We start from the raw sequence: 26,182 nt of genomic DNA on the forward strand, positions 1-26,182 counted from the left end.
TGCGGGGATAGCAGCATGTACGAAGACTATTATGGATTGCGCGGTCGCCCGTTCCAGCTGACGCCCGACCCACGCTTCTGGTTCGAGACCGCGACGCATCGCAAGGCAATGGCGTATCTCGGTTATGGCCTGGCGCAGGGCGAGGGCTTCATCGTCATCACGGGCGATGTCGGCGCGGGCAAGACGACGCTGGTCGGCCATCTGATGGACACCGTCGATGCGACTCGGCTCCACGTCATCAAGATCGTCTCGACGCAGATCGAGGCCGAGGATCTGCTGCGGATCGTCGCGGGCGGGCTCGAGATCGAGAGCGACGGGCTGACCAAGGCGCAACTGCTCGTCGCGATCGAGCGTGGGCTGCGCGCGACGGCACGCGCCGGACGCCGTACGCTGCTGATCGTCGACGAAGCGCAGGCGCTGCCCGTTTCGAGCCTCGAAGAGCTGCGAATGCTCTCGAACTTCCAGACCGGCAGCCATGCGCTGCTGCAGATTTTCCTGCTTGGCCAGCCCGAGTTTCGCGAGCGGCTGCACGGGTCGGACCGGCTCGAACAGCTCCGGCAGCGCGTGATCGCGGTCCACCATCTCGATCCGATGGAGCGGGACGAAGTCGAACCCTATATGCGCCATCGCCTCGCCGTGGCGGGATGGACCGGGCGCCCGGGCTTCACGCCCGACGCCTATGCCGCTTTTTATGACGGCACCGACGGCGTGCCGCGGCGGCTCAATCAACTGGCCGGGCGCGTCCTGCTCTACGCAGCGATCGAGCAACTCGAGACGATCGACGCGCATGCGGTGGCGACCGTGCTTGCCGACATTGCGGGCGACATGCCCGGCGTAAAGGCGATCGTGATTCCCGAGCGCCAAGCGCCGGTCGCGACGCCGGAAGCCGAACCCGTGCCGAGCCTGGTGCCCGAACCGGACGCGCCGGCCGTGCCGCACTCGGATCCGGTCGCTGCACCCGTGCCGGTGGCGGACGTCGAGCCGGAACCTGAACCGGAGCTTGAGCGCGAGCTGGAGACAGAACCGGAGCCGGACTTCGAGTCGGAGTCGGAGCCCGAGCCCGAGCCCGAGCCCGGGCCCGAGCTCGAAGCGGACGACGAAACGCCGCATGCGCCCGATCCGGTCGTGCTCGCGGTCAGTGAGCCTGTCCCGGAAGTGCTCCCGGTGCCCGCATTCAAAGTGCGGCCTATCGCCGACGACGCGGAGGACCATCCGCCGATCGCGCCGCGCGAGGAGCCCATTGCATCGACAGACGTGGAGCCCGACACTACCCTCGCCGAGCAAGTCGCCGCGCTGACTGCGCGCGTCGAGGAGCAGGACGTCGCTCTGCGGCGCGTGCTGAAATTGCTCGTCGACTGGGCGGAGTCGGGACAGGCGCCGGGCCTTGCCATGCAGCATGACGAGGACTGAGCCGATGCGCCACGCGCTGACGGTCGATATCGAGGACTGGTTCCAGGTCGGCGCGTTCGAGACGGTGATCGACAAACGCGACTGGGATTCGCTCACGCCGCGAGTCGAGCGCAACACCGATGCGGTGCTCGCGCTGTTCGGCGAAAGCGGGGTCAAGGCGACCTTCTTCACGCTCGGCTGGGTGGCGCAGCGGTACCCTGCTTTGATCCGCCGGATTGTCGAGCAGGGGCATGAGGTGGCGAGCCACGGCTGGGATCACGATCGGGTCTTCACGCTCGACGCCGCCCGCTTCCGCGCCGACATCGGCCGCGCGCGCGCAGCGCTCGAGGATGCCGCGGGCGTCGCCGTTACCGGCTACCGCGCGCCGAGCTTCTCGATCGATGCGCGCACGCCCTGGGCGTACGATGTGCTCGCCGAGGAGGGGTACGTCTATTCGTCGAGTGTCGCGCCGCTCAAGCATGACCATTACGGCTGGCCCGAAGCTTCGCGCTACCCCTTCCGACCGCTTGCGGATTCGCCGCTGATCGAAGTGCCGGTGACCGTCGCCGAATTCGGCGCGCGCCGGATGGCGACGGGCGGGGGCTTCTTCCGGCTCTTCCCGGCAGCGCTGACCGATTATGCGGTACGCCAGGTCAGCCGGGAGGCGCAGCCGGCGATCTTCTATTTCCATCCGTGGGAGATCGATCCCGGCCAGCCACGCGTCACCAATGCGCCCGCGAAATCGAAGCTGCGGCATTACAGCCGGCTTGGCGCGATGGCGGGAAAGCTGCGTGGGCTGATCGACCGGCATGACTGGGGCCGCATGGACGCCGTCGTCGCCGCGCTCGATCTGCCGACGCGAGCGCGCGAGCCAGTCGCGTGACGGTGCCTCTGCTCGCCGCGCCGGTTGGCGTCCGGGCGATCGATCTGCGGGAGCCCGACGCGCGGACGCGGATCGACGCGTTCGTGCGGGCGCACGATCAGGCGACGCCATTCCACCTCCCGGCGTGGAGCCTCGGCGTCGCACAAGGCTGCGGGCAGACCAGCCACACGCTCGTCGCCGAGCACGCCGACGGGGCTATCGTCGGCCTGCTGCCATTGACCGAAGTGCGCTCGCCTTTGTTCGGCAAGGCATTGGTGTCGAACGGCTTCGCGGTCGGCGGGGGGATCCTCGCGACTGAGGCTGCGGCGATCCCCGCGCTGGCCGACGCCGCTTGGGCGCTGGCCGAGCGGCTCGGCTGCCCGACGCTCGAACTGCGCGGCGGGCCGATTCCGGCCGAGGGCTGGCAGATCGACACGACGACCTATCTCGGCTTTGCGCGCGATCTCGCGGCGAGCGATGCCGACGAACTGCTCGCGATCCCGCGCAAGCAGCGCGCCGAGGTGCGCAAGGCGCTCGATGCCGATCTCGAGGTCGCGATCGGAAGCGTGCCCGCCGACCTCAAGGCGCATTACGCGGTCTATGCCGAATCGGTGCGCAACCTCGGCACGCCGGTATTCCCCAAGCGGCTGTTCCGCGCGGTGCTCGATCAGTTCGGCGACGATGCCGACATCCTCACCGTCCGCGCGAACGGCGAGCCCGTCGCGGCGGTGCTCAGCGTCTATTTCAACGGGACCGTCTATCCGTACTGGGGCGGTGGCACGCACGCCGCACGCGGGCTCCGCGCCAATGACCGGATGTATTTCGCGCTGATGGCGCACGCCCGGTCACGCGGCTGCACGCGCTTCGATTTCGGTCGTTCGAAGGCCGGGACCGGCCCTGCCGCGTTCAAGAAGAATTGGGGCTTCGAGGGCGTCGCGCTGCCCTACGCCAAGCGCGCCGCGGTCGGCACCGAGGCGCGCGAGATCAACCCGCTCGATCCGCGCTATTCGCGCAAGGTCGACCTGTGGAAGAAGCTGCCGCTGTGGGTGGCGAACCAGCTTGGCCCGCACATCTCACGTGGCCTCGGCTGATGGGAGACATCCTGTTTCTCGGCCACCGCGTGCCGTATCCGCCCGACCGTGGCGACAAGATCCGTGGCTTCCACATCCTCAAATATCTGTCCACACGCAAACGCGTCCATTTGATCGCCTTTGCCGACGATACGCGCGATCTCGCCGGCAAGACCGGGCTCGCCAAGATGACCGGCAACCGCTCGATCATCTGGCGTTCCAAGTCGCGCGTGCAGGCAGCGATCGAGGCGCTGCTGACGCGCAAGCCGATTTCGCTCACGTCGTTCGACAGCCGGTCGCTGCGCAGCGCGGTCGAGGCGCTGCTCGAGCGCCATGCGATCGATACGATCTACGTTTTCTCGAGCCAGATGGCGCAATATCTGCCGGCGCGCCCGCGGCAGACGGTCATCATGGATTTCGTCGACATGGATTCGGCCAAGTTCGCCGCCTATGCGAAGGAAGGCCGCGGCCCTATGGCTTGGGTCATGCGCCGCGAAGCTAATCTGCTGTTTCAGTACGAACGCGCGATCGCCGCGCGCGCCGATGCCAGCCTGTTCGTCAGCGAAGCCGAGGCGCAGCTGTTTCGCGAGCGCAGTGGCGCGGAGCGCGTCCATGTCGTCGAGAATGGCATCGACACCGACGTCTTTGCACCCGACGCCTCGTTCACGCAGATCGACGCGATCGAGGCGTTGATCGTCTTCACGGGGCAGATGGATTATCGCCCCAATATCGAGGCGGTGAGCTGGTTCGTCGCGGCGATCTTCCCGCACATTCGCGTGCGCTTTCCGCACGCGCGCTTCGCGATCGTCGGGCGCGCGCCGAGCGAGGCGGTCAAGGCGCTTGCCAAGCAGCCCGGTGTGATCGTCACCGGCGAAGTCGCCGATGTGCGCGGCTGGCTTGCCGCGGCGTCGGTCGTCGTCGCACCGCTCAAGCTCGCGCGCGGGATCCAGAACAAGGTGCTTGAGGCGATGGCGATGGCGCGTCCGGTGGTCGCGTCGCGCGCCGCGGCGGAGGGGATCGACCATGCCGACACGCTGCGCGTCGGCGAGAGCGTCGGCGAGATCGCCGATGCGGTGATCGCGCTGCTCGACGATCCTGCCGCAGCGGGACGACTGGGCCGCGACGCCCGCGCGCAGGTGCAGGCGCGCTACAGCTGGGAAGCAAGGCTCGCGCCGCTCGATGCGATCCTCGGGATCAGCGTCAAGGCGCCGCCGTGCCGCTCCGCGGCCTGAGCCGGTGACGATCGCGATGCCCGTGCCCGCGTCTGCGGACCCGCGCGCGTCGCTCGCGCCGCTGTGGCGCCGGCAGACGGCGATCCTCGCCATCGTCGCGATGGCATTGCTCGCGCTGTTCCGGAGCGATGTCGCTGCACTGACGACGATCTGGTGGACGAGCACGACTTTCGGGCATTGCCTGTTCATCACCCCGGTGCTCGCCTGGCTGGTATGGCAGCGCCGCGGCGAGCTCGCGCAAGTCGCGCCGATTGCCTGGGCGCCGGGGTTGGCGATCGTCGCGCTTGGCGGGCTCGGCTGGCTGTTCGGCGATGCCGGCGGCGTCGCGCTCGCGCGGCACCTCGGGATCGTGATGATGCTGCAAGGCGCGGTGGTGACGCTGCTCGGCCCCAATGTCGCGCGCGCGTTGCTCTTCCCGCTCGCCTATGCGGTGTTTCTAGTGCCGTTTGGCGAGGGGCTCGAGGAGCCGTTGCAGCGCGTGACCGTCGGCATGACGATGCCGCTGCTCCATCTGTTCGGTGTGCCCGCGCAAGTCGATGGCGTGCTGATCACGATCCCCAACGGCTATTTCGAAGTGGCCGAGGCGTGTTCGGGCGCGAAGTTCGTGATCGCGATGATCACCTATGGCACGCTCGTCGCCAATGTCTGCTTCGTGTCGTGGAAACGGCGTGCGCTGTTCCTGCTGGTGTCGGTGATCGTTCCGGTGCTCGCCAACGGCGTGCGCGCGTTCGCGACGATCTTTGCGGCGTATCATAGCTCGGTCGAGCAAGCGACGGGGTTCGACCATATCGTCTATGGCTGGGTGTTCTTCGGGCTGGTGATGGCGGCGACGCTGGCGATCGGCTGGCGCTGGTTCGACCGCGCGCCCGATGCGCCGGTGTTCGATCCCGCAAAGCTGCAGAGCGTCCCGCGATTGCGGCTCGACGCGGTGGTCGCAGCCGCGCTCGTGCTCGCGGTCGCGGCGGTGTTCCCGGCCTGGTCGAGCGCGATCGCGGGGCGGGCGCAAAGTCTGCCGGCGGAGATCGCGCTGCCGGAGGTGCCGGGCTGGCACCGCGTCGCGACGAGCACGCGCGCGGTGTGGTCCCCCAATTATCCGGGCGCCGACCATTTTCTGCTCGGGCGCTATGCCGATGCGGCGGGCGAGACGGTCGATCTGGCGATTGCGGTCTATGGCAGCCAGCAGCAGGGCAAGGAGATCGTCGCGTTCGGCGTCGGGCCGATCCGCGAGGACGATGTGTGGCTCCGTGTCGAGGATCTGCCCGATCTTGCGGGTGGGTCGGTGATCCGCGTCAGCGCCCCTGGCCCGGTCGAGCGGCAGATCGTAACGTGGTACCGTGTCGGCGATGCGCTGACGACCAAGGGGCCGATCGTGAAACTGGAAACGCTGAAGGCCAAGCTGCTCGGTGGGCCGCAGCGCGCGGTGGCGGTGCACGTCTCGGCCGAGATTCTGCCGGGGCATAACGCGCGGGCGGCGATGACGCGCTTCATCGCGGCGCTCGGTCCGATCGAGCGTGTGGCCGATCGTGCCGCCGGGATGTCGCGCTGATGTGCGGCATCGCCGGTCTCTATTATCCCGCGACCCCCAAGCCGGTCGATCCCGCGCGGATTCAGGCGATGGCCGACGCGCAGGCGCATCGCGGGCCCGACGGCTCGGGCGTGTGGACTGCACCGGGGGTCGGGCTCGGGCATCGGCGCTTGTCGATCATCGACGTTGCGGGCTCGCCGCAGCCGATGGCGAGCCAGGACGGCGCGCTGACCGTCACCTACAATGGCGAGATCTACAATTTCGCCGAGCTTCGCGCCGAGCTGCAGGCGTTGGGCGCGGTGTTCGTCACCGCTGGCGATACCGAGGTTTTGCTTCACGGCTGGGCGGCGTGGGGGGCGGCGATGCTCGACCGTCTTAACGGCATGTTCGCGTTCGCGCTCCACGATACGCGGCGACAGAGCCTGTTCCTTGCGCGCGACCGGCTGGGGGTAAAGCCGCTCCATTATGTCGAACTGGCCGATGGCGCGGTGGCGTTCGCGTCGGAATTGAAAGGGCTGCTCGCGCATCCGCTCGTGCGCCGCGTGCCCGATATCCGCGCGGTCGAGGATTATCTGGCGTTCGGCTATGTGCCCGACGATGCCTGCCTGGTCTCCGGGGTCAAGAAGCTGCCCGCGGGGCATTGCCTGCTGATCGAGCGTGGCAAGCCGGTGCCGGCGCCGTCGCGCTGGTGGGACGTCGATTTCTCGAAGCGCGCGACCGGATCGGCCAAGGCGCTCGAGGAAGAATTGACCGCGCTGCTACGCGAGGCGGTAACGTCGCGGATGGTGTCGGACGTGCCGCTCGGCGCATTCCTGTCGGGCGGAGTCGACAGCTCGGCGGTGGTCGCGCTGATGGCCGAGGCGTCGCGCGGGGCGGTGCGGACGTGCACGATCGGCTTCGACGAGAGCAGCCTCGACGAGCGCAAATACGCCGACGAGATCGCGCAGCGTTTCGCGACGCAGCATCGCGAGCGGGTGGTGGCGGCGGACGATTTCTCGCTGATCGACACGCTGGTCCATGCGTTCGACGAGCCCTTCGCCGATGCCTCGGCGCTCGCCACCTACCGCGTGTGCGAGCTGGCGCGCGAGGACGTCACCGTCGCGCTGTCGGGCGACGGGGCGGACGAGGCGTTTGCGGGCTATCGGCGCTACAAGTTTCAGGCGGCCGAGGAGCGCGTGCGGGGGCTGGTCCCTGCGTCGGTCCGCACCAATGTGTTCGGCACGCTCGGCCGCTGGTATCCCAAGGCCGATTGGGCGCCGCGACCGCTGCGCGCCAAGACGACCTTGCTCGCGCTCGCCGAGGATGGCGCCGAGGGCTATGCGCGCTCGGTCGGCGTGACGACGCCGGCGTTGCGCGCGGCGCTGTTCACCGCTGCTGCCAGAACGGCACTCGGCGGGCACCGCGCCGAGGACCGCTATGTCCGCTCGATGCGCGATGCGCCGGCGCGCGACGCGCTCGACCGTGCGCAATATGCCGATTTCCAGCATTGGCTGCCGGGCGACATCCTGACCAAGGCCGACCGCACGAGCATGGCGGTCAGCCTCGAGGCGCGCGAGCCGTTGCTCGACTACCGACTGGTCGAGTTCGCCGCAAAACTCCCCGTCGGGATGCGGCTGCATGGCGGGCAGGGGAAGTGGCTGCTGAAGAAGGCGATGGAGCGCTATCTTCCCAAGGACATCCTCTATCGTCCGAAGATGGGCTTCGTGACGCCGATCAGCGCGTGGTTTCGCGGGGCCTTGGCGGATGAGGCGGCGCGGCTCGCATCATCGCGCGTGCTCGCTGGAACGGGCTGGTTCAACGCCACGACGATCGCTCAGCTCGCCGACGACCACCGCAGCGGCCGCGCCGATCATGGGCGGACGCTGTGGCAGCTGGTGATGCTCGAACGCGCGATGGCGCGGCTGTTCGGCTGAGCTAGCGGAATACCGCCAGTGCCGCGTGCAGCGTCAACGCGACGAGCATCAGCGAGCTGCCCAGGAAGAATGCGAACCGCACCGAGACCTTGTTGATCGTCGCCTGCCAGATGCTGTGCGCGATCCGCAACGCGACATAGGCCCAGGCGATCCAGGCGTTCGCGCCGTCGCCAGTGCCGGTCAGCGCGATCACCCCGCACACCGCGTAGAACAGCGTCGGCTGTTCCATCAGGTGATTGTAATTGTGCGCGACCCACTGGATCTTGGGCGGCAGCCCGCGGTCGGCATCGGCGGGCTTTGTGCCGACCAGCGTGCCGAGATCGATCCCCGACGCCTTCATCGCCGGCAGGCGCGTCGCCAACATCCACAGCAGCATCACCAGCGTCCAGGCGATCATCGCCACGACCGGTTTCAAAATCTCGCTGTGCATGAAAAAGCCTCCCCCAATTGCTCGGGGGAGGCTGCCTCAGTTAGTCTTGCTTTGCAACGGATCAGTCGAAGCTGGCACCCCAGCGACGCTTGACGCGGTCCTTCCACAGGCCGCGGTGGTAGGCGTCCGAGGCGAGGAGCGGCATGACCGAGCCGGCTTCGGCGAACACCATCTGCTCGATGCCGGTGTTGACCTTGCCCCACGATGCCGCTTCCTGCAGCGTCGAGGACGAGCAGGCACCGTCGCGCACGTCGGCAACGGTGATCTGCACCGCGTACTTGTGGACCTGCACGTCGTCATGGCCGAGGATCTCGGCGCAGACGACGGTGTCCTGGATGAAGTTCTTCGGCACGCCGCCGCCGATCATCAGCAGGCCGGTGACGCCAGCCTTGATCTTGATGTCGGTCAGCTCGCGGAAATCGGCGATCGCGTCGAGCACCATGTAGGGCTTGCCCTCCTTGGCGCGGTCGACCTGGTGCTTGACCAGACCGAAGCCTGCCGAGGAATCGACGAACGCCGGGCAGAAGATCGGCACGTCATGCTCATAAGCGAGCTTGACGAGGCTGTTCTCCTTCTTGCCGTTCTCGACGAGATACTTGCCCATCTCGCGGATGAATTCGCGGCTCGAATACGGCCGCGGCTCGAGCGAGTTGGCGATCTCGAGGATCGTGTGGTCGCAATCCTGGAGCTGCTCTTCGTCGATATAGGTGTCGTAGATCCGGTCGATCAGCAGCGAGCGCAGCGTGTCGTCGTCGGGCACTTCGAGCGCCTGGTAATGCTTGTGGCCGAGGCCCTCGAAGAAATCCATGTCGACGATCGACGCGCCCGTTGCGACGACGCCGTCGATCATGTTGTTGCGCAGCAGCTCGGCATAGAGATCCATGCAGCCGCCAGCCGAGGTCGAACCGGCGATGACGAGGAAGATCGAGCAATCCTTGTCGGCGAGCATCTGGTTGTAGATGTCGGTCGCGCGGCCGAGGTCGCGGCTGGTGAAGCTCATCTTCTTCATCGCGTCGACGATCGGGCGCGCGTCGAACTTGGTGATGTCGATATGCTCGACGGTGGTCGAGAGGAGCTCGGCCTTGCGGTTGGACATGTCGTTCATGGAAAACTCCTTAGCAAACAGCCGTCATCCCAGCGAAGGCTGGGATCTCCGGGGGCGGGCGATACGCGCGCTTCCGGGAGACCCCAGCTTTCGCTGGGGTGACGGATCGTAATGGACTTGGCCTGTTACAGCGTGACGACGTTCGAAGCGACCTCTGGCTGCTCCTCGCCATAGACCTCTTCGCCGTACAGCGACACCATCGGCTCGTCAGAGACGATTACCGTCTCGTCCGAACCAAAGCCGTTGAACGCGGTGCGCATCGCAGACCCGTAAGCGCCGAGCATCCCGATCTCGAGATAGTCGCCGGCCTTGACGTCGGCGGGGAGGTAGAACGGCCCCACCATATGGTCCATGTCGTCGCAGGTCGGGCCGTAGAAGCTGAACGGCATATCCTTCGAGCGGCTCTCGGGCTCGCGCAGCAGCTCGACCGGGAAACGCCAGCCGATATGCGCCGCATCGAACAGCGCGCCGTACGCGCCGTCGTTGATGTAGAGCTCATCGCCGCGACGCTTTTCGACGCGCACGACGATCGAGCTGTACTCGGCGCACAGTGCACGGCCGGGCTCGCACCACAGCTCGGACGAATAGCTGACCGGCAGCGATTCGAACGTGCGGTGGATCGTCTCGAAATAGCGCTCGAGCGGAGGCGGCTCCATCCCCGGATAGGAGGAGGGGAACCCGCCGCCGACGTCGATCACGTCGACCGTGACCGCTGCCTCGACGATCGCCGCGCGGACGCGCTCCATCGCATTGGCATAGGCTTCGGGCGTCATCGCTTGCGAGCCGACATGGAAGCAGATGCCGAGCGCATCCGCCGCCTGGCGAGCGCGGAACAGCAGGTCCTTGGTCTCGCCCGGCGCCGCGCCGAACTTCGAGGCGAGGCTCAGCTTGCTATGCTCCGACGAGACGCGAAGCCGGACGCACAGCGTCAGGTCCTCGGCGCCATCGGTCGCGTCGACGATCTTCTCGAGCTCTTCCACGCTGTCGAGCGAGAACGTCTTCACGCCATAGTCGAAATAGGCCGCGCGGATCGCCTCGGGCGCCTTGACCGGGTGCATGAAGCACAGGGTCGCGTCCGGCAGCGTTAACGCCACCAGCCGTACTTCGGCGATCGATGCCACGTCGTAATGCGTGATTCCGCTGTCCCACAGGATCTTCAACAGATCCGGCGAGGGGTTCGCCTTGACCGCATACATCGAGCGACCCGGGAACTTCTCCGCGAAGAACCGGGCCGCACGCGCAGCAGCGTGCGGACGAACGAGCGTAACCGGCTGGACCGGCTTCTGCTTAGCGATGTCGATGCCGGTAACGGCAGTCGAAGGGGTGGTCGCTAACCCCAGCGCGCGATGTAGATTGTGCAATTCAAGGGACCTCCAATGTCCGCAGACAAGTTCACGAAAACACTGCCTTGCGGTTGGAAGTCCCATGGGGCAGCGGATGGGCGAAATAGGGTCGTGCTTTTTCAATGTAAAGCGGTTTTGGACCCCCCGGAGGTGACACGTGACGATTTTAAGACAGCCGACCCGGGCAGGGGTGCGCGATGCCGCCGCCAAGGTCGCTGCGGTGGTGCCGGCAACGCCGCTGTTCGTCGTGGATATTCAAGGCGTTGCGGTCGCTTTCAAGGCCGAGTGTCTGCAGCCGATGGGCGCGTTCAAATTGCGTGGGGCGTGGCATCGGTTGACCGCGATCGAGCCCGATTTGCGGAGCAAAGGCGTGGTCGCCTTTTCATCGGGGAATCACGCGCAGGGAGTCGCGTGGGCAGCACGGCGGCTGCAAATGCCCGCGACGATCGTGATGCCCGCCGATGCGCCCAAGGCCAAGCGCGAGGGGACGCTCGCGCTGGGGGCCGAGGTGGTGAGCTACGACCGCAAGACCGAGAGCCGCGAGACGATCGCCGCGCGACTCGCCGAGGCGCGGGGCGCGGTGCTCGTGCCGAGCTTCGACGATCCGTGGGTGATCGAGGGGCAGGGCAGCGCCGGGATCGAAGCGGCGGCGCAGATGGCGGCAGCGGGGCTGGGGAGTGCTGCTCGCGTAGTGGTGCCGTGCGGCGGCGGCGGGCTCGCGGCGGGACTGGCGCTGGCCCTGCCCGAGGCAGCGGTCACCGTCGTCGAGCCCGCGGGGTGGGACGACATGCGGCGCTCGCTCGAGGCGGGGTGGATCGAACCTGTCGGCGATTCGCCGCCGCCGACCGCGTGCGACGCGTTGCAGACGATGCGGGTGTCGGGGCTGACCTTCGATGTGCTCGCGCGGCGGGGCGCGACGGGGGTTGCGGTGAGCGAGGCGGAGATCCGCGCCGCACAACGCTGGGCGGCGGAGCGCTTGCGGCTGGTGGTCGAGCCGGGCGGCGCGGTGGCGCTGGCGGCGGTGTTGAGTGGGAAGGTGGCGGTCGAGCCGGGGCTGCTGGTGCTGCTGTCGGGCGGGAATGTCGATCTGGCGGCGTATGGTGCGGTGCTGGCCGGGACGGACTGATCTTCACCGTGCCGGGGGATCGGGAAGGGTCGACTTGGCGTGGGCCTAACGGTTAGGGTTCTGCATGACCGCCCTCGAAGGCCTTGCGCCTGCTCTTGCCATGCTCGCCGCCTTCGCCTGCCTGATCGGCGGCGGCATGTTGATCGCCAAGCGTCAGAACGTCCGCAAGGGTGTGCTCATGCTGGTGATGGCGGCGGTGCTGGTGGGTAATGTGGTTATCTGGACGCTGTAGCCCGATCCGCCGCTGCGCGTGCGACGAACCGTGCGGAGGTTGACTCGATTGACCCCTGGACATGGTGTTTACACCGGCGATCGTTTCCGTTTTGGCGCCAATGCGGTCGCGCAGGTCTGACGATTTCAAAGAGCCGTGCACGCTATACCATGGCGGCCGCCTTGTAGGACAAGGCCATGTCTGTTTTCGCCCAATAATGGACATAGGCCGGCTGAAATGTCTTTCTAATTCCGGGCGTTCGCATCTGCACGACATTTTCTCTAGTAAGCGCAGGCCGTCGTAAACAGATCTCGGCGAGCGACCGAACAAGAGAGAGCGTCGATCATGGACATTGCCAAAGCAAACGGGATCGAACTGGCTTGGGAGAGCTTCGGCAATACGAACGGTGAGGTTGTCCTCCTGATCGCCGGACTTGGCACCCAGATGATCCGCTGGACCGCCCCGTTCTGCGCCCACCTCGTAGCCCTGGGTTATCGCGTGGTGCGCTTCGACAACCGGGACGCCGGCTATTCGACGCACCTCGACGCTTACCCGGCCGTGAATTTCGGCGCGCTAGCTGCAGCGCTTGGGGCGGGAGAACGACCAGAGGTCCCATACACGCTCTACGACATGGCGGCAGACGCGATCGGACTGATGGACGCGCTGGGGATTGCGCAAGCTCACATCGTTGGCCGGTCCATGGGAGGCATGATCGCTCAAATCATGGCCAGCGAGCACGCTAGTCGCGTCCTATCGCTCACCTCGATTATGTCGAGCACGGGCAACCCAGCGCTCCCGCAGGCAGCACCAGATGCCATGGCGATGATGATGCAGCCGATGCCCGACCCTTCCTTCGACCGAGCAGGCTTCCTGTCGCGAAGTTCGGCCTTCGCCAGACGCATAGCGGGCTCGGGATACCCTTTCGACGAGGAAGCCCACCGTGCGCTGGCTTCGGAAGAACTCAGCCGTGCCTACGATCCCGCCGGAACGGGCCGCCAGATCGCGGCCGTTGGCGTGACCGGAGATCGGCGCGCTCGGCTGTCGGCTGTTACTGCACCCACGCTGGTCATTCATGGAAATGACGATCCATTGTTCTTGCCGGACTGCGGCCGGGACACAGCCGCTTCTATTCCGGAGGCCGAACTCTTGCTCATCGCTGGCATGGGACATGACCTTCCTGTTGGTGTGTGGCAGCAGATCGCAGGGAAGATCGATAGTGTCGCGCGACGAGCAGCACCCGCATAGCGTACCTGACGGCAGCTATCCCGCCCCGGTTCTCCTGAAGCGTTCGACCGCTAACCATCAGGTTCTTGAAAACGGCATCGGCGGTCCGCCGCGGCAGAGCGCGATCAGGTGACAGCCATTTATCATGCGCGTCCACAAATCTCTGCTAACGGAGACCTTGTCGTGGGCTGATCGAGAGACCGCCTGCAAGTCCTGAGGCTTTTGAGGTCGTCCGCTATATGATCCTGTCGCTGCTGTTCGCGCTGCAATCTGAAACCTCGCCAGTCACGCCTATAGATCCAGATATCGTGGTACTTGCAAACAAGCTGCGCCGTATTGATGTCGATATGAAGCTGAAAAAGCGGGGCGGGATAGTGACCCTTGCAAGCTGCCGGGTAACGCGCCCATCGGGCGAAGTAGAACTCGATGCTATTCCGTGTGGTGTTGCGCAGCAATGCATGACCGAGGGGGTGGTGAGCAGAAGGCAGTTGGTTGCGTGCGTAGAAGATAAGTCAAATCGGAAAATTGACGCTATCGTCGCAGCTCGGCGCGAGGCAGCTACCAAACGTTAAGAGGTGTGCATGACCATCAACGTGTCGGCGTTCTCTTGAACCATCCTTTTTTGGGAAAGCCGGCGGCGCTCGACTACGTCAGCTATCCGCATTCGCCTGTCCAAAAGCGGACAGTCGGCTCACCACCAAACCCAGACATTCATCGCCCCGGTGAAAGCCGGGGTCGATATGTCGCGCGGCGCGCGGCGGACCGCAAATGGTGCGACCGCGACCTTCGCCTCGGTGGCGGTTTTGGGTGGCGGCAGCGAACGCCGACCGTCGCAGGCGTGCCAGGCTAGCCATCGCGCGCCCCCCGATACCGGGCTTCCCACCCCACGCCGCTTGCACCAAGCGCCCTGCGGCGTAAGAAGAACCGACACCGTGTGACCCGAAAGCCGCTTATCTCATGACGATGACCTCCGTCGACTTCGCCAGCCTGCTCTGTTCGCGGCTCTGCCACGATCTGCTGAGCCCGGTGGGTGCGCTCAACAACGGGCTCGAACTGCTCGCCGACGAGCATGATCCCGAGATGCGCGCGCGCTGTCTCGAGCTGCTCAGTGAAAGCGCCAAGGCGTCGGCCAACAAGCTCAAATTCTTCCGGCTCGCGTTCGGCGCGGCGGGCGGCTTTGGCGAGACCGTCGACGCGCGCGAGGCGCGCGCTGCGATCGAGGGGCTGTTCGGCGACGGGCACCGCGTCAAGCTCGGCTGGCTGGTCGAGGATGCGACGCTGCCCAAGCCTGCGATCAAGGTACTGCTCAACCTCGCGCTGATCGCCGGCGATGCGCTGGTGCGCGGCGGGCAGCTCGATGTCGGAGCCGAGAGCGTGGACGGCCAGATCGAGATCGTGGTGCGCGCAGCGGGCCCGCGGATCGTGCTCGATGGCGAGATGCGCGCCGCGCTGACCGGGACACAGGGCGATGCCGTCATCACCCCGCGCGCCGCCGCGGCCTATCTCGTCCATGCGCTCGTCGCCGAGGGTGGGGGCGGCGTGCGGGTATCGGATCCGGGCGATGCGGTGCTGCTGTTCGGGGCTGCGTTCAAGGCCGGCTGACCCCCCGCGACCGCCAAGCCCCGGCGCGGGCGACGCAATTCCGGACGCTATACCCGCCCTTAACCATTCTTCGGCCATGGTCTTCCGTAGCGTTTCGCGGGGACCCATGGACGACCTTTTACAGGAATTTATCGCGGAGACGCGCGAGACGCTCGAGGCACTCTCGGGCGAGATCGTCGCGTGGGAATCGGCGCCCGGCGACCGTGACCGGCTCGATTCGATCTTTCGCTTCGTCCACACCGTCAAAGGCAGCTGCGGCTTTCTCGACCTGCCGCGACTCGCGCGGCTGAGCCATGCCGCCGAGGACGTGCTCGCCGCGGTCCGCGCGGGCGAGCGCACCCCCGATACCGCGCTCGTCAACGCTGTGCTCGCCATCGTCGACCGGATCGGCGAACTGGTCGAGGCGATCGATGCCGGCCATGCCGTCGATGATTCGGGGGAGGATCTGCTCGTCGCCGCGCTCGATTCCGGCGCGCAGGCCGCCGCCCCGGTGAGCGTGGTGACGCCGAGCCGCGCGCCGAGCCGGAGCGTGCGGCTCAACGTCGACCTGCTCGACCGGATGATGAGCGGCATGTCCGACATGGTGCTGGCGCGCAACGAGCTCGCGCGGCGGCTGCGCGACGATGGCGCCGACCCGAGCGTCGAGGCGGCGCTCGAGCGGCTGTCGCTGACCGTTGCCGAGATGCGCGACACCGTCACGCGGACGCGGATGCAGAAGATCGATGCGCTGTTCTCGGCGCTGCCGCGGATGGTGCGCGATACCGCGGCCGAGCTCGGCAAGTCGGTGACGCTGCAGATCGAGGGGAGCGACGTCGAGCTCGACCGCGAGATGATCGAGATGATGCGCGATCCGCTCGTCCACATCATCCGCAACTCGATCGACCACGGGATCGAGCCGCCCGCGCTCCGCCGGCTGGCGAAGAAGCGCGAGAATGGCTGGCTCAACGTTTCCGCCCGGCAATCGGGCAACCAGATCATCATCGAGATTTGCGACGATGGGCGCGGGATCGACGTCGATGCGCTGATCGCCAAGATCGCGCAGGAGGGCCGCCGCAGCGAGGCCGAGTTGCGCGCGCTGAGCCCACAGGCGAAGCTCGACCTGATCTTCGAGCCCGGCCTGTCGACCAAGACGGTCGTCACCGCGATCTCGGGGCGCGGCGTCGGGATGGACGTGGTGCGCGCCAATGTCGAACAGATCGGCGGGCGGATCGAACTGTTCAACACGCCGGGGACGGGCCTGCGGATCGCGATCCATGTGCCGCTGACGCTGTCGATCATGTCGACGATCGGCGTCGGCGTGCGCGACCAGCGCTTTGCGATCTCGCGCCAGGCGATCGAGGAGATCGTCCGCGTCGGGGGGCAGACGATCCGCATCGACCGGATCGGCGATACGCTGACCGCGACCGTGCGCGACCGGCGGATGCCGCTGATCGATTTGAGCGATATGCTCGGCTTTGCGCCGCTCGACCCGGCGATGCTCGTCATCGTCAGCGTGTCGGGGGGGAGCTATGCGCTCGCGGTCGACGCGGTGCTCGATCATGAGGAACTGGTCATTAAGCCCGCCGCGCCCGCAATCATGGCGACGGGGATCTATGCCGGCCAGACGCTGCCCGACAGCGGGCTGCCGATGCTGATGCTCGATTGCGCGGGAATCGCGCACGTCGCCGGGCTGGTGTTCACGCGCGCGACCGCGGCCGACGAGGACGCCGTGGTCGAGGCCGTGCCGGGGGTGCAGGCCTTGTTGTTCGAGGATCTCGACGGGTGCCGGCGGATCGTGCCCTTGTCGGTGATCGACCGCGTCGAACCCGTCGCGACGGGCGCGATCCGCATGTCGGCGGGGCGGTTGCGGCTGTCGGTCGAGGGGGGGATCATCCCGCTCGTCGCGCTCGGCGAATGGGCGGCGCTGCCGACGGTCTCGGTGCTGCGGCTGCGCGACGGCGCGACCGAGATCGCCTATGCGATCAAGGAAGCGCTCGACATCGTCGAATTGCCGAGCGCGATCGTGCCGGCGCATGCGGTCGGGCCGATCGCGGGCGTCGTCGCGATCGACGGCGAGCAGATCGAAGTGCTCGACCTGTTCTGGATCTTCTCGGCGCACGGCGGCGGCGAGGCCGAGCCCGACGCGCCGTTGTGCCTGCTCGACAGCGCCGAATCGGCGTGGATGACGACCTTTCTCAAGCCCGTGCTCGAAGCGTCGGGATACCGCGTCACCGATGCGCTTCGCCCGGGCGAAGTGCCGCGCGTGCTGGTGCGGATGGAAAGCGACGCCGCGCCGTCGGCGAGCCAGATCCCGGTCGTTAGGCTGCGGCGCGAGGCCGAAGGCGCCAGCGACACGATTTTCCGCTACGATCGCCCCGCCGTGCTGGCGGCGGTCGCGCGCTCGGCAGGAGGCCGCTGATGCCACTCTTCCTGATCGCGCAGATCGCCGGTCGCATCGTCGCGATCGAATCGGACCAGGTCGAATCGGTGGTCGATATCGGGACGATCATCCCGGTGCCGCGCGCCGACCATCACGTGCGCGGGCTTGCCGCTTTGCGCAGCCGCGTGGTGACCGTAATCGACACGCGTGCCGCGCTCGGGCTCGAGCCCGGGACGACCGCCGCGACGCGCGCGGTGATCACGATCGTCGAGGGACACCATTATGCGGTGCTGGTCGATGCGCTCGACGATGTCGCGCCGTTCGAGCTCGCGCCGCTGGCGGCGGGGATCGTGCTCGACAAGGGATGGCTGACCGTCGGGCGCGGGATCATCGAGCGCGACGGCGAGCCGATCCTCGCGATCGGCCTGGCGGCGCTCATTCCGCGCGGACTGGCGCTTGCGGCGTGAGATTAACGGGACGCTTACGCATTTCGGGCAAAGTCCGTCATAGCGTGCTCTAACAGGGTGAATTCATGAAAACCTGCCTCGTCGTCGACGATTCGAAGGTGATCCGCAAGGTCGCCCGCCACATCCTGGAGACGCTCAACTTTCGAGTCACCGAAGCCGGCGATGGCCGCGAGGCGCTCGATTCGTGCCTCGCCTGCGCGCCCGACGTCGTGCTGCTCGACTGGAACATGCCGGTGATGAGCGGCATGGATTTCCTGCGCGCGCTGCGCGACAGCGCGATCGCGAGCCGCCCCAAGGTGGTGTTCTGCACCACCGAAAACGGTATGGCGCACATCCGCGCCGCGATCGAGGCGGGGGCCGACGAATATGTCATGAAGCCGTTCGACCGCGAAACGCTCGAAAGCAAGCTTCAGATTGTCGGCATGGCCTGAGGGCGCGTGATGCCCCTGGCTCCCTCCCTCATCGCCGGAAGCGCGGTCGACGACTCGCCACGGGTGCTGATCGTCGATGATTCGGCCGTGGCGCGCGCGGTGATCGCGCGGGCGCTGGAAGGCGGGCGCTTCATCGTCGCGGGCGCTGTCTCGAACGCCGACGCAGCGCTCGCGTTTCTGCGCGCGACACCGGTCGATGCGGTCGTGCTCGATATCGAAATGCCCGGGACCTCGGGGCTGGCGGCACTGCCCGATCTGATCGTCGCGGGGCAGGGGGCCAAGGTGCTGATCGTCTCGTCCGCTGCCGCCGAAGGCGCTGCCGCGACGATCGAGGCGCTCGCGCTCGGCGCGGCCGACACGCTGATGAAGCCCGGCGTGGGCGATTTCGCGGGGCGGTTCTCGGTTGCGATCGTCGAGAAGCTGCGCCGCCTGCTCGCGGTCGAAACCCCCGCCGAGACGCCGCTTGGGCTGTCGCCGCGACGCCCCGAATCCGATGGCGCCAGCGCTGCGCTCGCGACGGGCCAGGGGTTCGACATCGTCGCGATCGGCGCCTCGACCGGCGGGATCCACGCGCTCGCCAGCCTGCTGCGCGAGCTGCCCGTGTCGTTCCCGCTGCCGATTCTGATTACCCAGCATTTGCCGGGCTCGTTCATGCCGTTCTTTGCAGCCCAGGTCGCGATGATGGCGGACCGACCGTGCGACGTCGCGACCGATTCGATGCGGATCCGCCCCGGCCGGACGATCGTCGCGCCGGGCGATGCGCATATGCGCGTCGTCAGCACCGGCGACGGCGCCGCGATCCGGCTGACCAGCGAGGCCAGCAAGAGCGGCTGCATGCCCTCGGTCGATCCGATGTTCGACAGCGTCGGCGAGGTTTACGGCGCGCGCGCGCTCGGGATCGTGCTGAGCGGCATGGGGCGCGACGGGAGCGACGGCGCCCGCCGGCTGGTCGATCGCGGCGGGATCGTTCTTGCGCAGGATCAGGCGAGCTCGGTCGTGTGGGGCATGCCGGGCGCGATCGCGACGGCCGGGCTCGCCAGCGCGCTGCTGCCGCCGGCCGAGATCGGCCGGATCGTCGCGACGCGGCGACGTCCGGCATGAGCGATGGCAGCGACGCGCTGAAGTTCAACCTGCCGTTCGAACGCGCTTCACCTGCGGGCACGATGGGCGTGCTGACCGCGATCCTCGAGTCTCGCACCGGGCAGCAGCTCGGCGCGAACCGCGCGTGGCGGATCGAGACCGAGCTCACCCCGCTGATGCGCGACCTCGGGCTCGCTTCGCTCGAGGCGCTGGCGGTGGCGGCACAGCGCTCGCCGACGATTGCCGAGCAGGTCGCCGACGCGCTGCTCAACCAGGAGAGTTCGTTCTTTCGCGACGCCGCGGTGCTCGATCTGGTCGCGAGAGCGCTCGCCGCGATGCGCGTCGACCATCCCGAACGGCGGCTGCGGATCTGGTCCGCCGGTTGCTCGTTCGGCCAGGAGCCGTTGTCGCTCGCAATGCTGTTTGCCGAACAGCCGGCGCTCGCCGGGGCTGCGATGCCCGAGATCATCGCCACCGACGTGTCCGAGGCGGCACTCGCGCGGGCGCGCAGCGGGCGCTACTCGCAATTCGAAATCCAGCGCGGGTTGCCGATCCGCCGCATGGTCGAATGGTTCGACACCGATGGCACCGACTGGATCGCCAAGCCCGAACTCGTCCGCCGCATCGCGTTTCGTCGGATGAACCTGGTCGCCGGCGCGCTGCCGTCGGGGCGCTTCGACGTCGTGCTGTGCCGCAACGTCCTGCTATATCTGACCCCCGAGGATCGCCGGCAGATCCTCGACCGGTTCGCCACGATCCTGCAGCCCGGCGGCGTGCTCGTGCTGGGTGCGGGCGAGACCACAATCGGCCAGACCGAGGCATTCCAGCCGAGCCCGACGTATCGCGGCCTCTACGAACGCGACGCATCGAGCGTTTGACGAGCTCGGCCACCAGCCGTTGCTGACGGGGTTCCTTGTCGCGCGCGTCCGTGCTTAAGCTCTGGTTTGGCTTGCGTAGGGACCTCCCCATGACGATCATCGAAACGCCCTCGCCCAATTTCGACGACCGCTCGCTGCCGGTGTCGATGATCGTGCTGCACTACACCGGCATGCAGACCGGACAGGCGGCGATCGACCGCCTGCGCGACCCGGAAGCGAAGGTCTCGGCGCATTATCTCATCGCCGAGGACGGTCAGGTGCTGCGCATGGTGCCCGAGGATAAGCGCGCATGGCACGCCGGCAAATCGTGCTGGCGCGGGATCGAGGACGTCAATTCGGCGAGCATCGGGATCGAGATCGTCAATCCGGGGCACGAATTCGGCTATCGCCCCTTCCACGAGGAGCAGATCGATGCGCTGATCCCGTTGGTTGCGGGGATCACCGAACGCCACGGGATCACGCGCGGCAACGTCGTCGGCCATTCGGACATCGCGCCGGCGCGCAAGCAGGACCCGGGTGAGCTGTTCCCGTGGAACCGGCTCGCCAAGGTGCGCCTCGCTTTGCCGCGACCGACCAAGAAGCTGCTCGATCCGATGTGGGCCGATGCCGGCTTCCTCGTCGCGCTCGAGCGCTTCGGGTATGACGTGCGGGACAAGCTCGCCGCGGTCGTCGCGTTCCAGCGGCGCTTCCGCCCCGAACTGATCGACGGCGTGATCGACGGCGAATGCCGCAGCATCCTGCTCGCACTGCTGTTGCCAAAGCCGCAAGGGGACGACTAAGGAACGCGCAGCCAGAGGGTCGGGCGGCCGCGGGTATCTTTGGATACGCGAGGAAAGTCCGGGCTCCGCGGAACGACGGTGCCGGGTAACGCCCGGCGGGGGTGACCCCAGGGACAGTGCCACAGAGAGCAGACCGCCGATGTCCGAGCTTCCCGCAAGGGGAGCGAGGAACAGGCAAGGGTGAAAGGGTGCGGCAAGAGCGCACCGCGCGACGGGTAACCGAAGCGGCATGGTAAACCCCACCGGGAGCAAGATCGAATAGGGGTGGCACATGGGCTTCGTTTCAGCTCGTCACCCGGGTTGATTGCTTGAGGCGGCGTGCAAACGTCGTCCTAGAGGAATGGTCGCCTAACCCCGTCGCATGGCGGGGGGGACAGAACCCGGCTTACAGACCCTCTGGCGCTTTTTCGTTTTCGACGCTTTTCATGGGCGTTTCACAAAAGCGTCATGGCGCTATCGCACCGCGATGCTTAGATGGCCCGCTATGGCGCGTACATCATCACGATCGGTCGACTGGGGTTTTCCGCGCTGGCGCGCTTATGGCGAGGCTGGCAGCGAGGCGGCGACCGTGCGGTTGTGCGACCGCCACGGCTGCACCGAAAAGGGCGATTGCCCCGCGCCGAAATCCCCCAACAGCCCGGAACGCTGGTATTTCTGCCAGGTCCATGCCGGCGAATACAATCGCGGCTGGAATTATTTCGAAGGCCTCAGCGCCGAGGAAGCCGCCGAGCGCGAGCGTGCCGAGACGCAGACCGCCGAAGGCTATACCGAATCGCGCCACAATCAGTGGGCGGGGCGCGGTGACGGCAGCCGATCGCGCGACGAGATGCGCGCGCTCGAAGTGCTCGAGCTCGAAGTCGATGCCGAATTCGACGCGGTGCGCGTGGCGTGGCGGCGGCTGGCCAAGTCGAACCATCCCGACGTCCGCCCCGGCGACAAGGAGGCTGCGGCGCGCTTTCTCGCGATCCAGGCGGCGTATGACGTGCTGAAAGCTGCCGAGGAGCAGCGCCAGTGGAAGCCCGAGGCTTGAAGACCGTCCGTTCGGACTGGGCGAACACGCTGCTGGTCTGCAAGAAATGTTCGAAGAAGATCGGCGGCGGGTTCGGGCCGAAGGGCAAGACCGGGCTCGCCAAAGCGCTGCGCGCCGAGCTTGACGTCGCCAAGGGCCGCAAGGGCTCGCTCGGGATTATCGAAGTAAAATGCCTCGGCGTGTGTCCGAAGGGCGCGGTAACGGTGGTGAACGGTGCCGCGCCGGGCGAGTGGCTATTGGTGCGCGAAGGTCTGCCGATTGCCGCGGTGGCCGCCGAGCTTGGGCTTGGCGCAGCGCCCGATAAGGGCATTGCGCGAGACTAGACGCTCCGGCGTCGCCATCTGGCATTCGTCAAAGCGACCAAGCTGCTGCAACTGCGCTCGCACCTAGCGCCGGGTCTCTCCCCCAGCCGCGAGTGGGATGCGCTCGACGATTCGCCCGAGGCGGGCGCGCAGCGTCGTGAAGGTGGGCGTGTCATCCTGCGTCTTACCGAGCCGGACGAGCACGAGCTTCTGATCGGGCGAGGCGATGACGAACTGGCCGAGATGGCCGAGGCACGACACCAACGAGGCGGGGCCGTGGCCGGGGAACAGCGCGGGTCGCCGATCGACCCCGCCGGGCCGGTTGAGCCAGAGCTGGCCGCCATATTCGCGATTGTCGGGCGACGGCGTCTTCATGAAGGCGAGCCAGTCGGGTGCGACGATCTGCGTGCCGTCGGGCGCCTTGCCCGCGAGCAGCACGCTGCCGAGCCGGCCATAATCGTCGAGCGTCATGTAGATCAGCGATCCGCCGATCTGCGTTCCCGCGCCGTCGAATTCGAGCCGGGCGCTGGTGATGCCAGCGGGGGCGAACAGGCGGCGCTCAGCAAACGCCTGATATGCGCGTGCCCGCGCGCGGGGATCGGTGCTTGTCGTCAGCGTGCGCGTAATGATTTCCGACAGGATCAGCGTCGTCAGCGAGCTGTATTCGAACTTGGCGCCGGGCCGGGCCTCGAGCTTGGCGCCGATCGCGCGCGCTGCCATTGCCTGCGATCCGCTGACGAACAGCACTTGGTTGGTGTCCGACGCTTCGACCGGATCGCCGACTTCGGTGTGCGCCAGCCCCGAGGACATATTCAGCAGCATCCGCAGCGTGATCGCACGGCGCGGATCGCCCGCTTCGTGCCATTCGGCGATCGGCGCGGGGGCATCGAGCGCGAGCTTGCCGTCGGCGACGAGGTCTCCGACGAGCAACGCGGTGACGGTCTTGGCCATCGACCAGCTGATGAAGCGCGTCGCATCGGAATAGCCCGGCGCATAGCGTTTCGCGACGACCTGCCCGTCGCGGAGCAGCAGCGCGGCGCGCGTTTCGCCGACATCGGCGCGGAACAGCGGCGCGAGCGGGCCGGGGTCAGGGGCGGCAACCGATCCGGTCGCGAGCAGTGCGCTCGCCAGCATCAGCCAATGGCTTTTCATTCGCATGGACGAAGACTAGGCTTGGCCGTGATGAATGCAAGACGCCTGATTCTTGGGTCGTTGCTCGCCATGGTGCTGGTCGTGGCGGGGGGCAGCTATGCGTGGGTGCGTGGCCATCGCGCCCAGCTCGAGCTCGGCGTCGGCTATGCCGCGCGAGTCGCGTGCGGGTGCCGCTATGTCAGCGGGCGGCCGCTCGGCGATTGCCACAAGGATTTCGAGCCGGGCATGGAGCCGATCCGGCTGTCCGAAGATCCCGCGACGCGCACCGTGACCGCGTCGGTCCCGCTGATAGCACGGCGCAGCGTGCGCTACGATCCGGTGCTCGGCTGCCAGCCGGAGCGCTTTGCGGGGACGCCGCTCGTCGTGCCGCACTGAACGCGCGCGGGCATCAGGCGTCGGCGTAGCGCGCGGCGGTGTCGCGGATCAGCGCGATCATGTTGGGAATGCCTTGCGTACGGTTCGAGCTCAGCTGGTTCCTGAGATCGAACGGCGCGAGCTCGGTCGGGATGTCGGTGGCGAGGATCGCCGCGGCGGGCTGATCCTGCACCGCGAGCAATACGAGCGCGATGATCCCCTTGGTGATAGCAGCGTTCGAATCGGCGAGGAAGTGCAGCGTGCCGTCGTCCTCCGCCATCGGATAGACCCATACCGAGGCCGAGCAGCCGCGCACCAACGTCGCATCGGTTTTGAGTGCGTCGGGCATCGGTTCGAGCTCGCGGCCGAGATCGATGAGGAGCCGGTAACGGTCGTCCGCATCGAGGAAGCTATATTCGGATTCGAGATCGGCGAGGGTTTGCATGGGGGTTGCTATACCGCACCCTCCGAGGGTGCCAACCCCAACCGTCGCCCCGGCGTAGGCCGGGGCCGCTGGCTTGTGTGCGGGGCGGGTGCAGCGCGCCCGACATAGCGGCCCCGGCCTGCGCCGGGGCGACGGATTACAAGTCCACGCCCGCCGCGATCGCCTCGAGCTTGCGGATGCGCTCCTTGAGGTCGGCGATCTCGATCCGCGCGCTCGCATTGGGCAGCGGTTGCGCTGGTGTCGGATCGCCGAACGCGTGGAGTTCCTGCTGCTTGAAGGCGAGCCAGCCGCGCCAGCCGGTCAGCGCGGCGCCGGTCAGCATCGCAAGCCCGGCGAGGCCGGCGGTGGCCATGGTGATGTAGAAGGTCGGGTCGGTCATCATCCCTGCTCCTGCAAAAAGGGTCATCGGTTAGGGCCGGTCGCGGAGCTTCTCGATCTCGCGATCGAGGCGGGCGCCGCTGTCGTTATTGTCGGTGGCGAGGCGTTCGAGCACGGCGAGCCGCTCCTTCATCGCCCGCAGTTCGTCGCGCAGCCGGTCGTTCTCGGCTTGCGCTGCGGGATCGTCGCGGAAGCGGACGTCCTCGCCATGCTTGGTGTGGACCACGCCGTAGCGCGCCATCAGCACGCGGCCGAGCGTGACCACGACGATGATCGCGACGACCATTTCAAACGGGTTCATTTGGGTCACTCCTTCAAAAGGGTGGAACTGGACCGGCTATTCGGCCGGGACGGCGGCTTCGCGAAGTTTGCGGCGGCGTGGGCGGTCGACGCTTTCGGTCGCCCAGACACCCCCCGCCGTGACGACGGCGAGCACGATAAAGAATGCGATCATGATATCCTCGAGGAGAAAGAGTTTGTTTGTAAAGAGTTAGTTGAGCGGTGCGTCGCGCAACCGGTCGATTTCATGCGAGAGGTCGACGCCGCGGTCGGTGATGATCCGTTCGAGCACGCGGACGCGCTGTTCGAGCCGTTCGGTCTGCGCGGCATATTGCGCGGCCTTTTCGGCGACCAGCGTCGCTTCGATCTCCATGCGGCGCTCCTGATGGCGCAGCCACGGGCGGACGATGAAGATGCCGATCACGGCGCAGAGCGGGATGCAGACCGCGAAGATCGGGATGAGCAGTGCGATGGGGAAGCCCATGGCGGTATCCTTTCGGGATCAGCGCAGCGCGTCGATTTCGCGCGAGACACGCTCGGCGGGATCGGTGGCGATTCGTTCGAGCACCGCGAGGCGCTCCTCGAGCCGGCTGACCTGGCCGTGCAGCTTGTCGTTCTCGGCCTTGAGCAGGTCGGTCTGGCGGGTCAGGCTGAGGTCGTCGCCGCGGTGGATCAATTCGCCCTTCTTTGTCTCGATCGGATAGCCGTGCTTGGCACGGACCCAGGTGTTCACGACCCAGGCGACGGGTCCGACCGTGATCGCCGCGACCGGGATCAAAAGTGCTAGGTTGCTCATGTGTTTTCCCCTGTTTGGCTTTGCCCCAAGCCCGGATCAGATCAGCGCAGGCTGTCGATCTCGTCGGCGAGGCGTGTGTTGCGGCTGGTGTACATCATCTCGATGTCGGCGAGGCGACGGTCGATGTCGCGGAACTTGCTGCGGACTTCGGCGGTCGAGCGCGTCGGGTTGGCGCGCACGCCCTGCCAGAACTTGGCGTCCTCGGCGCTGTCGTAGAGGCCGAGCGGCTTCTTGTCGGCGACGCAGGCGATGATGATGTACGCCAGCAACACCCAGCCGCTGGTGACCAGCGTCAGCATCGCGGTGCCGACGCGGACGAGCGTCACGTCGATGCCGGTGTAATCGGCGATCCCCGAGCAGACCCCCAGCCATTTGCTGTTCTGCTTGTCGAGGTAGAATTTGGTGCGGCTGGCGGACATT

The 26,182-nt window shown here is 67.0% G+C and carries 30 protein-coding genes and 1 other RNA gene; 21 read left to right on the forward strand and 10 right to left on the reverse strand.

The window, feature by feature from the left end; all coding sequences use genetic code 11:
* Nucleotides 1-15: 15 nt before the first annotated feature.
* The 6 genes from IE187_RS14850 to IE187_RS14875 are packed head-to-tail and all read left to right on the forward strand — an operon-like array spanning nt 16 to nt 7,991.
* Entirely contained in the window at nt 16-1,410 is a 1,395-nt protein-coding gene (locus tag IE187_RS14850; protein ID WP_189676884.1) for an XrtA/PEP-CTERM system-associated ATPase, read from the forward strand.
* A gap of 4 nt (nt 1,411-1,414) precedes the next feature.
* Nucleotides 1,415-2,272: an XrtA system polysaccharide deacetylase gene (locus IE187_RS14855; protein WP_189676885.1), complete on the forward strand. Its 858-nt coding sequence runs from the start codon at nt 1,415-1,417 to the stop codon at nt 2,270-2,272.
* A complete protein-coding gene (locus IE187_RS14860; RefSeq protein ID WP_189676886.1) occupies nt 2,269-3,342 on the forward strand; it encodes a FemAB family XrtA/PEP-CTERM system-associated protein in 1,074 nt (357 codons plus the stop codon). The genes IE187_RS14855 and IE187_RS14860 overlap by 4 nt, the downstream gene beginning before the upstream one ends.
* Complete coding sequence (locus tag IE187_RS14865) at nt 3,342-4,553, forward strand: TIGR03087 family PEP-CTERM/XrtA system glycosyltransferase (RefSeq protein ID WP_189676887.1); 1,212 nt, start codon at nt 3,342-3,344, stop codon at nt 4,551-4,553. Before IE187_RS14860 ends, IE187_RS14865 begins: the two co-directional genes overlap by 1 nt.
* Nucleotides 4,554-4,569: 16 nt before the next feature.
* Nucleotides 4,570-6,099, forward strand: a complete 1,530-nt coding sequence (gene xrtA / locus IE187_RS14870) for an exosortase A (protein WP_189676960.1) — start codon at nt 4,570-4,572, stop codon at nt 6,097-6,099.
* A complete protein-coding gene (locus tag IE187_RS14875; RefSeq protein WP_189676888.1) occupies nt 6,099-7,991 on the forward strand; it encodes an XrtA/PEP-CTERM system amidotransferase in 1,893 nt (630 codons plus the stop codon). Before xrtA ends, IE187_RS14875 begins: the two co-directional genes overlap by 1 nt.
* 1 nt (nt 7,992) lies before the next feature.
* Here IE187_RS14875 and IE187_RS14880 read toward each other — a convergent pair whose 3' ends face one another.
* The 3 genes from IE187_RS14880 to IE187_RS14890 form a co-directional block, all read right to left on the reverse strand.
* Nucleotides 7,993-8,421, reverse strand: coding sequence for an MAPEG family protein (locus tag IE187_RS14880; RefSeq protein WP_189676889.1), 429 nt, complete (start codon nt 8,419-8,421; stop codon nt 7,993-7,995).
* Between the two features lie 61 nt (nt 8,422-8,482).
* On the reverse strand, nt 8,483-9,526 hold the full coding sequence (locus tag IE187_RS14885; protein WP_133187399.1) for a 1,9-bis(guanidino)-5-aza-nonane synthase: 1,044 nt from the start codon (nt 9,524-9,526) through the stop codon (nt 8,483-8,485).
* A 125-nt stretch (nt 9,527-9,651) separates the two neighbouring features.
* Nucleotides 9,652-10,887: a type III PLP-dependent enzyme gene (locus IE187_RS14890; RefSeq protein WP_189676890.1), complete on the reverse strand. Its 1,236-nt coding sequence runs from the start codon at nt 10,885-10,887 to the stop codon at nt 9,652-9,654.
* 139 nt (nt 10,888-11,026) lie between these two features.
* Here IE187_RS14890 and IE187_RS14895 point away from each other — a divergent pair, with 139 nt between their 5' ends.
* The 14 genes from IE187_RS14895 (at nt 11,027) to IE187_RS14960 (ending at nt 22,379) form a co-directional block, all read left to right on the forward strand.
* The gene (locus IE187_RS14895) at nt 11,027-11,995 is read left to right on the forward strand and encodes a threonine ammonia-lyase (protein WP_229839427.1); all 969 of its coding nucleotides are present in this window, start codon (nt 11,027-11,029) and stop codon (nt 11,993-11,995) included.
* Between the two features lie 64 nt (nt 11,996-12,059).
* Nucleotides 12,060-12,227, forward strand: coding sequence for a hypothetical protein (locus IE187_RS14900; RefSeq protein ID WP_165954448.1), 168 nt, complete (start codon nt 12,060-12,062; stop codon nt 12,225-12,227).
* A gap of 324 nt (nt 12,228-12,551) precedes the next feature.
* Nucleotides 12,552-13,451 (forward strand): alpha/beta fold hydrolase, encoded by a 900-nt coding sequence (locus tag IE187_RS14905; protein ID WP_133187403.1) that lies wholly within the window; start codon nt 12,552-12,554, stop codon nt 13,449-13,451.
* A 218-nt stretch (nt 13,452-13,669) separates the two neighbouring features.
* Nucleotides 13,670-14,002, forward strand: a complete 333-nt coding sequence (locus IE187_RS14910; protein WP_133187413.1) for a hypothetical protein — start codon at nt 13,670-13,672, stop codon at nt 14,000-14,002.
* 385 nt (nt 14,003-14,387) lie between these two features.
* Nucleotides 14,388-15,032: a histidine phosphotransferase family protein gene (locus IE187_RS14915; RefSeq protein ID WP_189676891.1), complete on the forward strand. Its 645-nt coding sequence runs from the start codon at nt 14,388-14,390 to the stop codon at nt 15,030-15,032.
* Nucleotides 15,033-15,138: 106 nt separating this feature from the next.
* Complete coding sequence (locus IE187_RS14920) at nt 15,139-17,430, forward strand: chemotaxis protein CheA (RefSeq protein WP_133187417.1); 2,292 nt, start codon at nt 15,139-15,141, stop codon at nt 17,428-17,430.
* Nucleotides 17,430-17,858, forward strand: a complete 429-nt coding sequence (locus IE187_RS14925; RefSeq protein WP_133187419.1) for a chemotaxis protein CheW — start codon at nt 17,430-17,432, stop codon at nt 17,856-17,858. Before IE187_RS14920 ends, IE187_RS14925 begins: the two co-directional genes overlap by 1 nt.
* Before the next feature lie 65 nt (nt 17,859-17,923).
* On the forward strand, nt 17,924-18,289 hold the full coding sequence (locus tag IE187_RS14930) for a response regulator (RefSeq protein ID WP_189676892.1): 366 nt from the start codon (nt 17,924-17,926) through the stop codon (nt 18,287-18,289).
* A gap of 9 nt (nt 18,290-18,298) precedes the next feature.
* A complete protein-coding gene (locus IE187_RS14935; RefSeq protein ID WP_189676893.1) occupies nt 18,299-19,390 on the forward strand; it encodes a chemotaxis protein CheB in 1,092 nt (363 codons plus the stop codon).
* A 62-nt stretch (nt 19,391-19,452) separates the two neighbouring features.
* Nucleotides 19,453-20,247, forward strand: a complete 795-nt coding sequence (locus tag IE187_RS14940; protein WP_189676962.1) for a CheR family methyltransferase — start codon at nt 19,453-19,455, stop codon at nt 20,245-20,247.
* Between the two features lie 89 nt (nt 20,248-20,336).
* The gene (locus tag IE187_RS14945) at nt 20,337-21,026 is read left to right on the forward strand and encodes an N-acetylmuramoyl-L-alanine amidase (RefSeq protein ID WP_133187425.1); all 690 of its coding nucleotides are present in this window, start codon (nt 20,337-20,339) and stop codon (nt 21,024-21,026) included.
* 11 nt (nt 21,027-21,037) lie between these two features.
* Nucleotides 21,038-21,430, forward strand: an RNA gene (gene rnpB, locus IE187_RS14950) — RNase P RNA component class A.
* 80 nt (nt 21,431-21,510) lie between these two features.
* Nucleotides 21,511-22,056 carry a J domain-containing protein gene (locus IE187_RS14955; RefSeq protein WP_133187427.1) on the forward strand — a complete coding sequence of 182 codons (546 nt, stop codon included), beginning with the start codon at nt 21,511-21,513 and terminating at the stop codon, nt 22,054-22,056.
* A complete protein-coding gene (locus IE187_RS14960) occupies nt 22,053-22,379 on the forward strand; it encodes a hypothetical protein (RefSeq protein ID WP_189676894.1) in 327 nt (108 codons plus the stop codon). Before IE187_RS14955 ends, IE187_RS14960 begins: the two co-directional genes overlap by 4 nt.
* Before the next feature lie 63 nt (nt 22,380-22,442).
* Here IE187_RS14960 and IE187_RS14965 read toward each other — a convergent pair whose 3' ends face one another.
* Nucleotides 22,443-23,516 (reverse strand): serine hydrolase domain-containing protein, encoded by a 1,074-nt coding sequence (locus IE187_RS14965; RefSeq protein ID WP_189676895.1) that lies wholly within the window; start codon nt 23,514-23,516, stop codon nt 22,443-22,445.
* 24 nt (nt 23,517-23,540) lie between these two features.
* Between IE187_RS14965 and IE187_RS14970 the strand changes: the two genes are divergently transcribed.
* Nucleotides 23,541-23,885, forward strand: a complete 345-nt coding sequence (locus tag IE187_RS14970; RefSeq protein ID WP_189676896.1) for a hypothetical protein — start codon at nt 23,541-23,543, stop codon at nt 23,883-23,885.
* A 13-nt stretch (nt 23,886-23,898) separates the two neighbouring features.
* On the opposite strand, the gene IE187_RS14975 is transcribed toward IE187_RS14970, so the two are convergent.
* The 6 genes from IE187_RS14975 to pspC all read right to left on the reverse strand — a co-directional run bounded on the left by IE187_RS14975 (nt 23,899) and on the right by pspC (nt 26,181).
* Nucleotides 23,899-24,309, reverse strand: coding sequence for a SufE family protein (locus IE187_RS14975; protein ID WP_189676897.1), 411 nt, complete (start codon nt 24,307-24,309; stop codon nt 23,899-23,901).
* Nucleotides 24,310-24,445: 136 nt separating this feature from the next.
* A complete protein-coding gene (locus tag IE187_RS14980) occupies nt 24,446-24,688 on the reverse strand; it encodes a hypothetical protein (protein WP_133187436.1) in 243 nt (80 codons plus the stop codon).
* A 30-nt stretch (nt 24,689-24,718) separates the two neighbouring features.
* Complete coding sequence (locus tag IE187_RS14985) at nt 24,719-24,988, reverse strand: hypothetical protein (protein ID WP_133187438.1); 270 nt, start codon at nt 24,986-24,988, stop codon at nt 24,719-24,721.
* A 189-nt stretch (nt 24,989-25,177) separates the two neighbouring features.
* Nucleotides 25,178-25,450, reverse strand: coding sequence for a hypothetical protein (locus IE187_RS14990; protein WP_133187440.1), 273 nt, complete (start codon nt 25,448-25,450; stop codon nt 25,178-25,180).
* An 18-nt stretch (nt 25,451-25,468) separates the two neighbouring features.
* Nucleotides 25,469-25,762 carry a hypothetical protein gene (locus IE187_RS14995; RefSeq protein WP_133187443.1) on the reverse strand — a complete coding sequence of 98 codons (294 nt, stop codon included), beginning with the start codon at nt 25,760-25,762 and terminating at the stop codon, nt 25,469-25,471.
* Nucleotides 25,763-25,803: 41 nt separating this feature from the next.
* The gene (gene pspC / locus IE187_RS15000) at nt 25,804-26,181 is read right to left on the reverse strand and encodes an envelope stress response membrane protein PspC (RefSeq protein WP_133187445.1); all 378 of its coding nucleotides are present in this window, start codon (nt 26,179-26,181) and stop codon (nt 25,804-25,806) included.
* Between the last annotated feature and the right edge of the window lies 1 nt (nt 26,182).

It is taken from the genome of Sphingomonas glacialis (assembly GCF_014653575.1).
GTDB classification, from domain to species: Bacteria; Pseudomonadota; Alphaproteobacteria; order Sphingomonadales; family Sphingomonadaceae; genus Sphingomonas; species Sphingomonas glacialis.

What these genes read in the sequence shown, in the direction of transcription:
- IE187_RS14955 (WP_133187427.1), top strand. Translation starts at nt 21,511, where the DNA reads ATGGCGCGTACATCATCACGATCGGTCGACTGGGGTTTTCCGCGCTGG.
- xrtA (WP_189676960.1), top strand. Translation starts at nt 4,570, where the DNA reads ATGCCCGTGCCCGCGTCTGCGGACCCGCGCGCGTCGCTCGCGCCGCTG.
- IE187_RS14930 (WP_189676892.1), top strand. Translation starts at nt 17,924, where the DNA reads ATGAAAACCTGCCTCGTCGTCGACGATTCGAAGGTGATCCGCAAGGTC.
- IE187_RS14940 (WP_189676962.1), top strand. Translation starts at nt 19,453, where the DNA reads ATGGGCGTGCTGACCGCGATCCTCGAGTCTCGCACCGGGCAGCAGCTC.
- IE187_RS14905 (WP_133187403.1), top strand. Translation starts at nt 12,552, where the DNA reads ATGGACATTGCCAAAGCAAACGGGATCGAACTGGCTTGGGAGAGCTTC.
- IE187_RS14865 (WP_189676887.1), top strand. Translation starts at nt 3,342, where the DNA reads ATGGGAGACATCCTGTTTCTCGGCCACCGCGTGCCGTATCCGCCCGAC.
- IE187_RS14995 (WP_133187443.1), bottom strand. Translation starts at nt 25,762, where the DNA reads ATGAGCAACCTAGCACTTTTGATCCCGGTCGCGGCGATCACGGTCGGA.
- IE187_RS14920 (WP_133187417.1), top strand. Translation starts at nt 15,139, where the DNA reads ATGGACGACCTTTTACAGGAATTTATCGCGGAGACGCGCGAGACGCTC.
- IE187_RS14975 (WP_189676897.1), bottom strand. Translation starts at nt 24,309, where the DNA reads ATGCAAACCCTCGCCGATCTCGAATCCGAATATAGCTTCCTCGATGCG.
- IE187_RS14850 (WP_189676884.1), top strand. Translation starts at nt 16, where the DNA reads ATGTACGAAGACTATTATGGATTGCGCGGTCGCCCGTTCCAGCTGACG.
- IE187_RS14915 (WP_189676891.1), top strand. Translation starts at nt 14,388, where the DNA reads ATGACGATGACCTCCGTCGACTTCGCCAGCCTGCTCTGTTCGCGGCTC.
- IE187_RS14965 (WP_189676895.1), bottom strand. Translation starts at nt 23,516, where the DNA reads ATGCGAATGAAAAGCCATTGGCTGATGCTGGCGAGCGCACTGCTCGCG.
- IE187_RS14925 (WP_133187419.1), top strand. Translation starts at nt 17,430, where the DNA reads ATGCCACTCTTCCTGATCGCGCAGATCGCCGGTCGCATCGTCGCGATC.
- IE187_RS14855 (WP_189676885.1), top strand. Translation starts at nt 1,415, where the DNA reads ATGCGCCACGCGCTGACGGTCGATATCGAGGACTGGTTCCAGGTCGGC.
- IE187_RS14990 (WP_133187440.1), bottom strand. Translation starts at nt 25,450, where the DNA reads ATGGGCTTCCCCATCGCACTGCTCATCCCGATCTTCGCGGTCTGCATC.
- IE187_RS14885 (WP_133187399.1), bottom strand. Translation starts at nt 9,526, where the DNA reads ATGAACGACATGTCCAACCGCAAGGCCGAGCTCCTCTCGACCACCGTC.
- IE187_RS14880 (WP_189676889.1), bottom strand. Translation starts at nt 8,421, where the DNA reads ATGCACAGCGAGATTTTGAAACCGGTCGTGGCGATGATCGCCTGGACG.
- IE187_RS14910 (WP_133187413.1), top strand. Translation starts at nt 13,670, where the DNA reads ATGATCCTGTCGCTGCTGTTCGCGCTGCAATCTGAAACCTCGCCAGTC.
- IE187_RS14935 (WP_189676893.1), top strand. Translation starts at nt 18,299, where the DNA reads ATGCCCCTGGCTCCCTCCCTCATCGCCGGAAGCGCGGTCGACGACTCG.
- IE187_RS14900 (WP_165954448.1), top strand. Translation starts at nt 12,060, where the DNA reads ATGACCGCCCTCGAAGGCCTTGCGCCTGCTCTTGCCATGCTCGCCGCC.
- IE187_RS14985 (WP_133187438.1), bottom strand. Translation starts at nt 24,988, where the DNA reads ATGAACCCGTTTGAAATGGTCGTCGCGATCATCGTCGTGGTCACGCTC.
- IE187_RS14945 (WP_133187425.1), top strand. Translation starts at nt 20,337, where the DNA reads ATGACGATCATCGAAACGCCCTCGCCCAATTTCGACGACCGCTCGCTG.
- IE187_RS14875 (WP_189676888.1), top strand. Translation starts at nt 6,099, where the DNA reads ATGTGCGGCATCGCCGGTCTCTATTATCCCGCGACCCCCAAGCCGGTC.
- pspC (WP_133187445.1), bottom strand. Translation starts at nt 26,181, where the DNA reads ATGTCCGCCAGCCGCACCAAATTCTACCTCGACAAGCAGAACAGCAAA.
- IE187_RS14980 (WP_133187436.1), bottom strand. Translation starts at nt 24,688, where the DNA reads ATGACCGACCCGACCTTCTACATCACCATGGCCACCGCCGGCCTCGCC.
- IE187_RS14970 (WP_189676896.1), top strand. Translation starts at nt 23,541, where the DNA reads ATGAATGCAAGACGCCTGATTCTTGGGTCGTTGCTCGCCATGGTGCTG.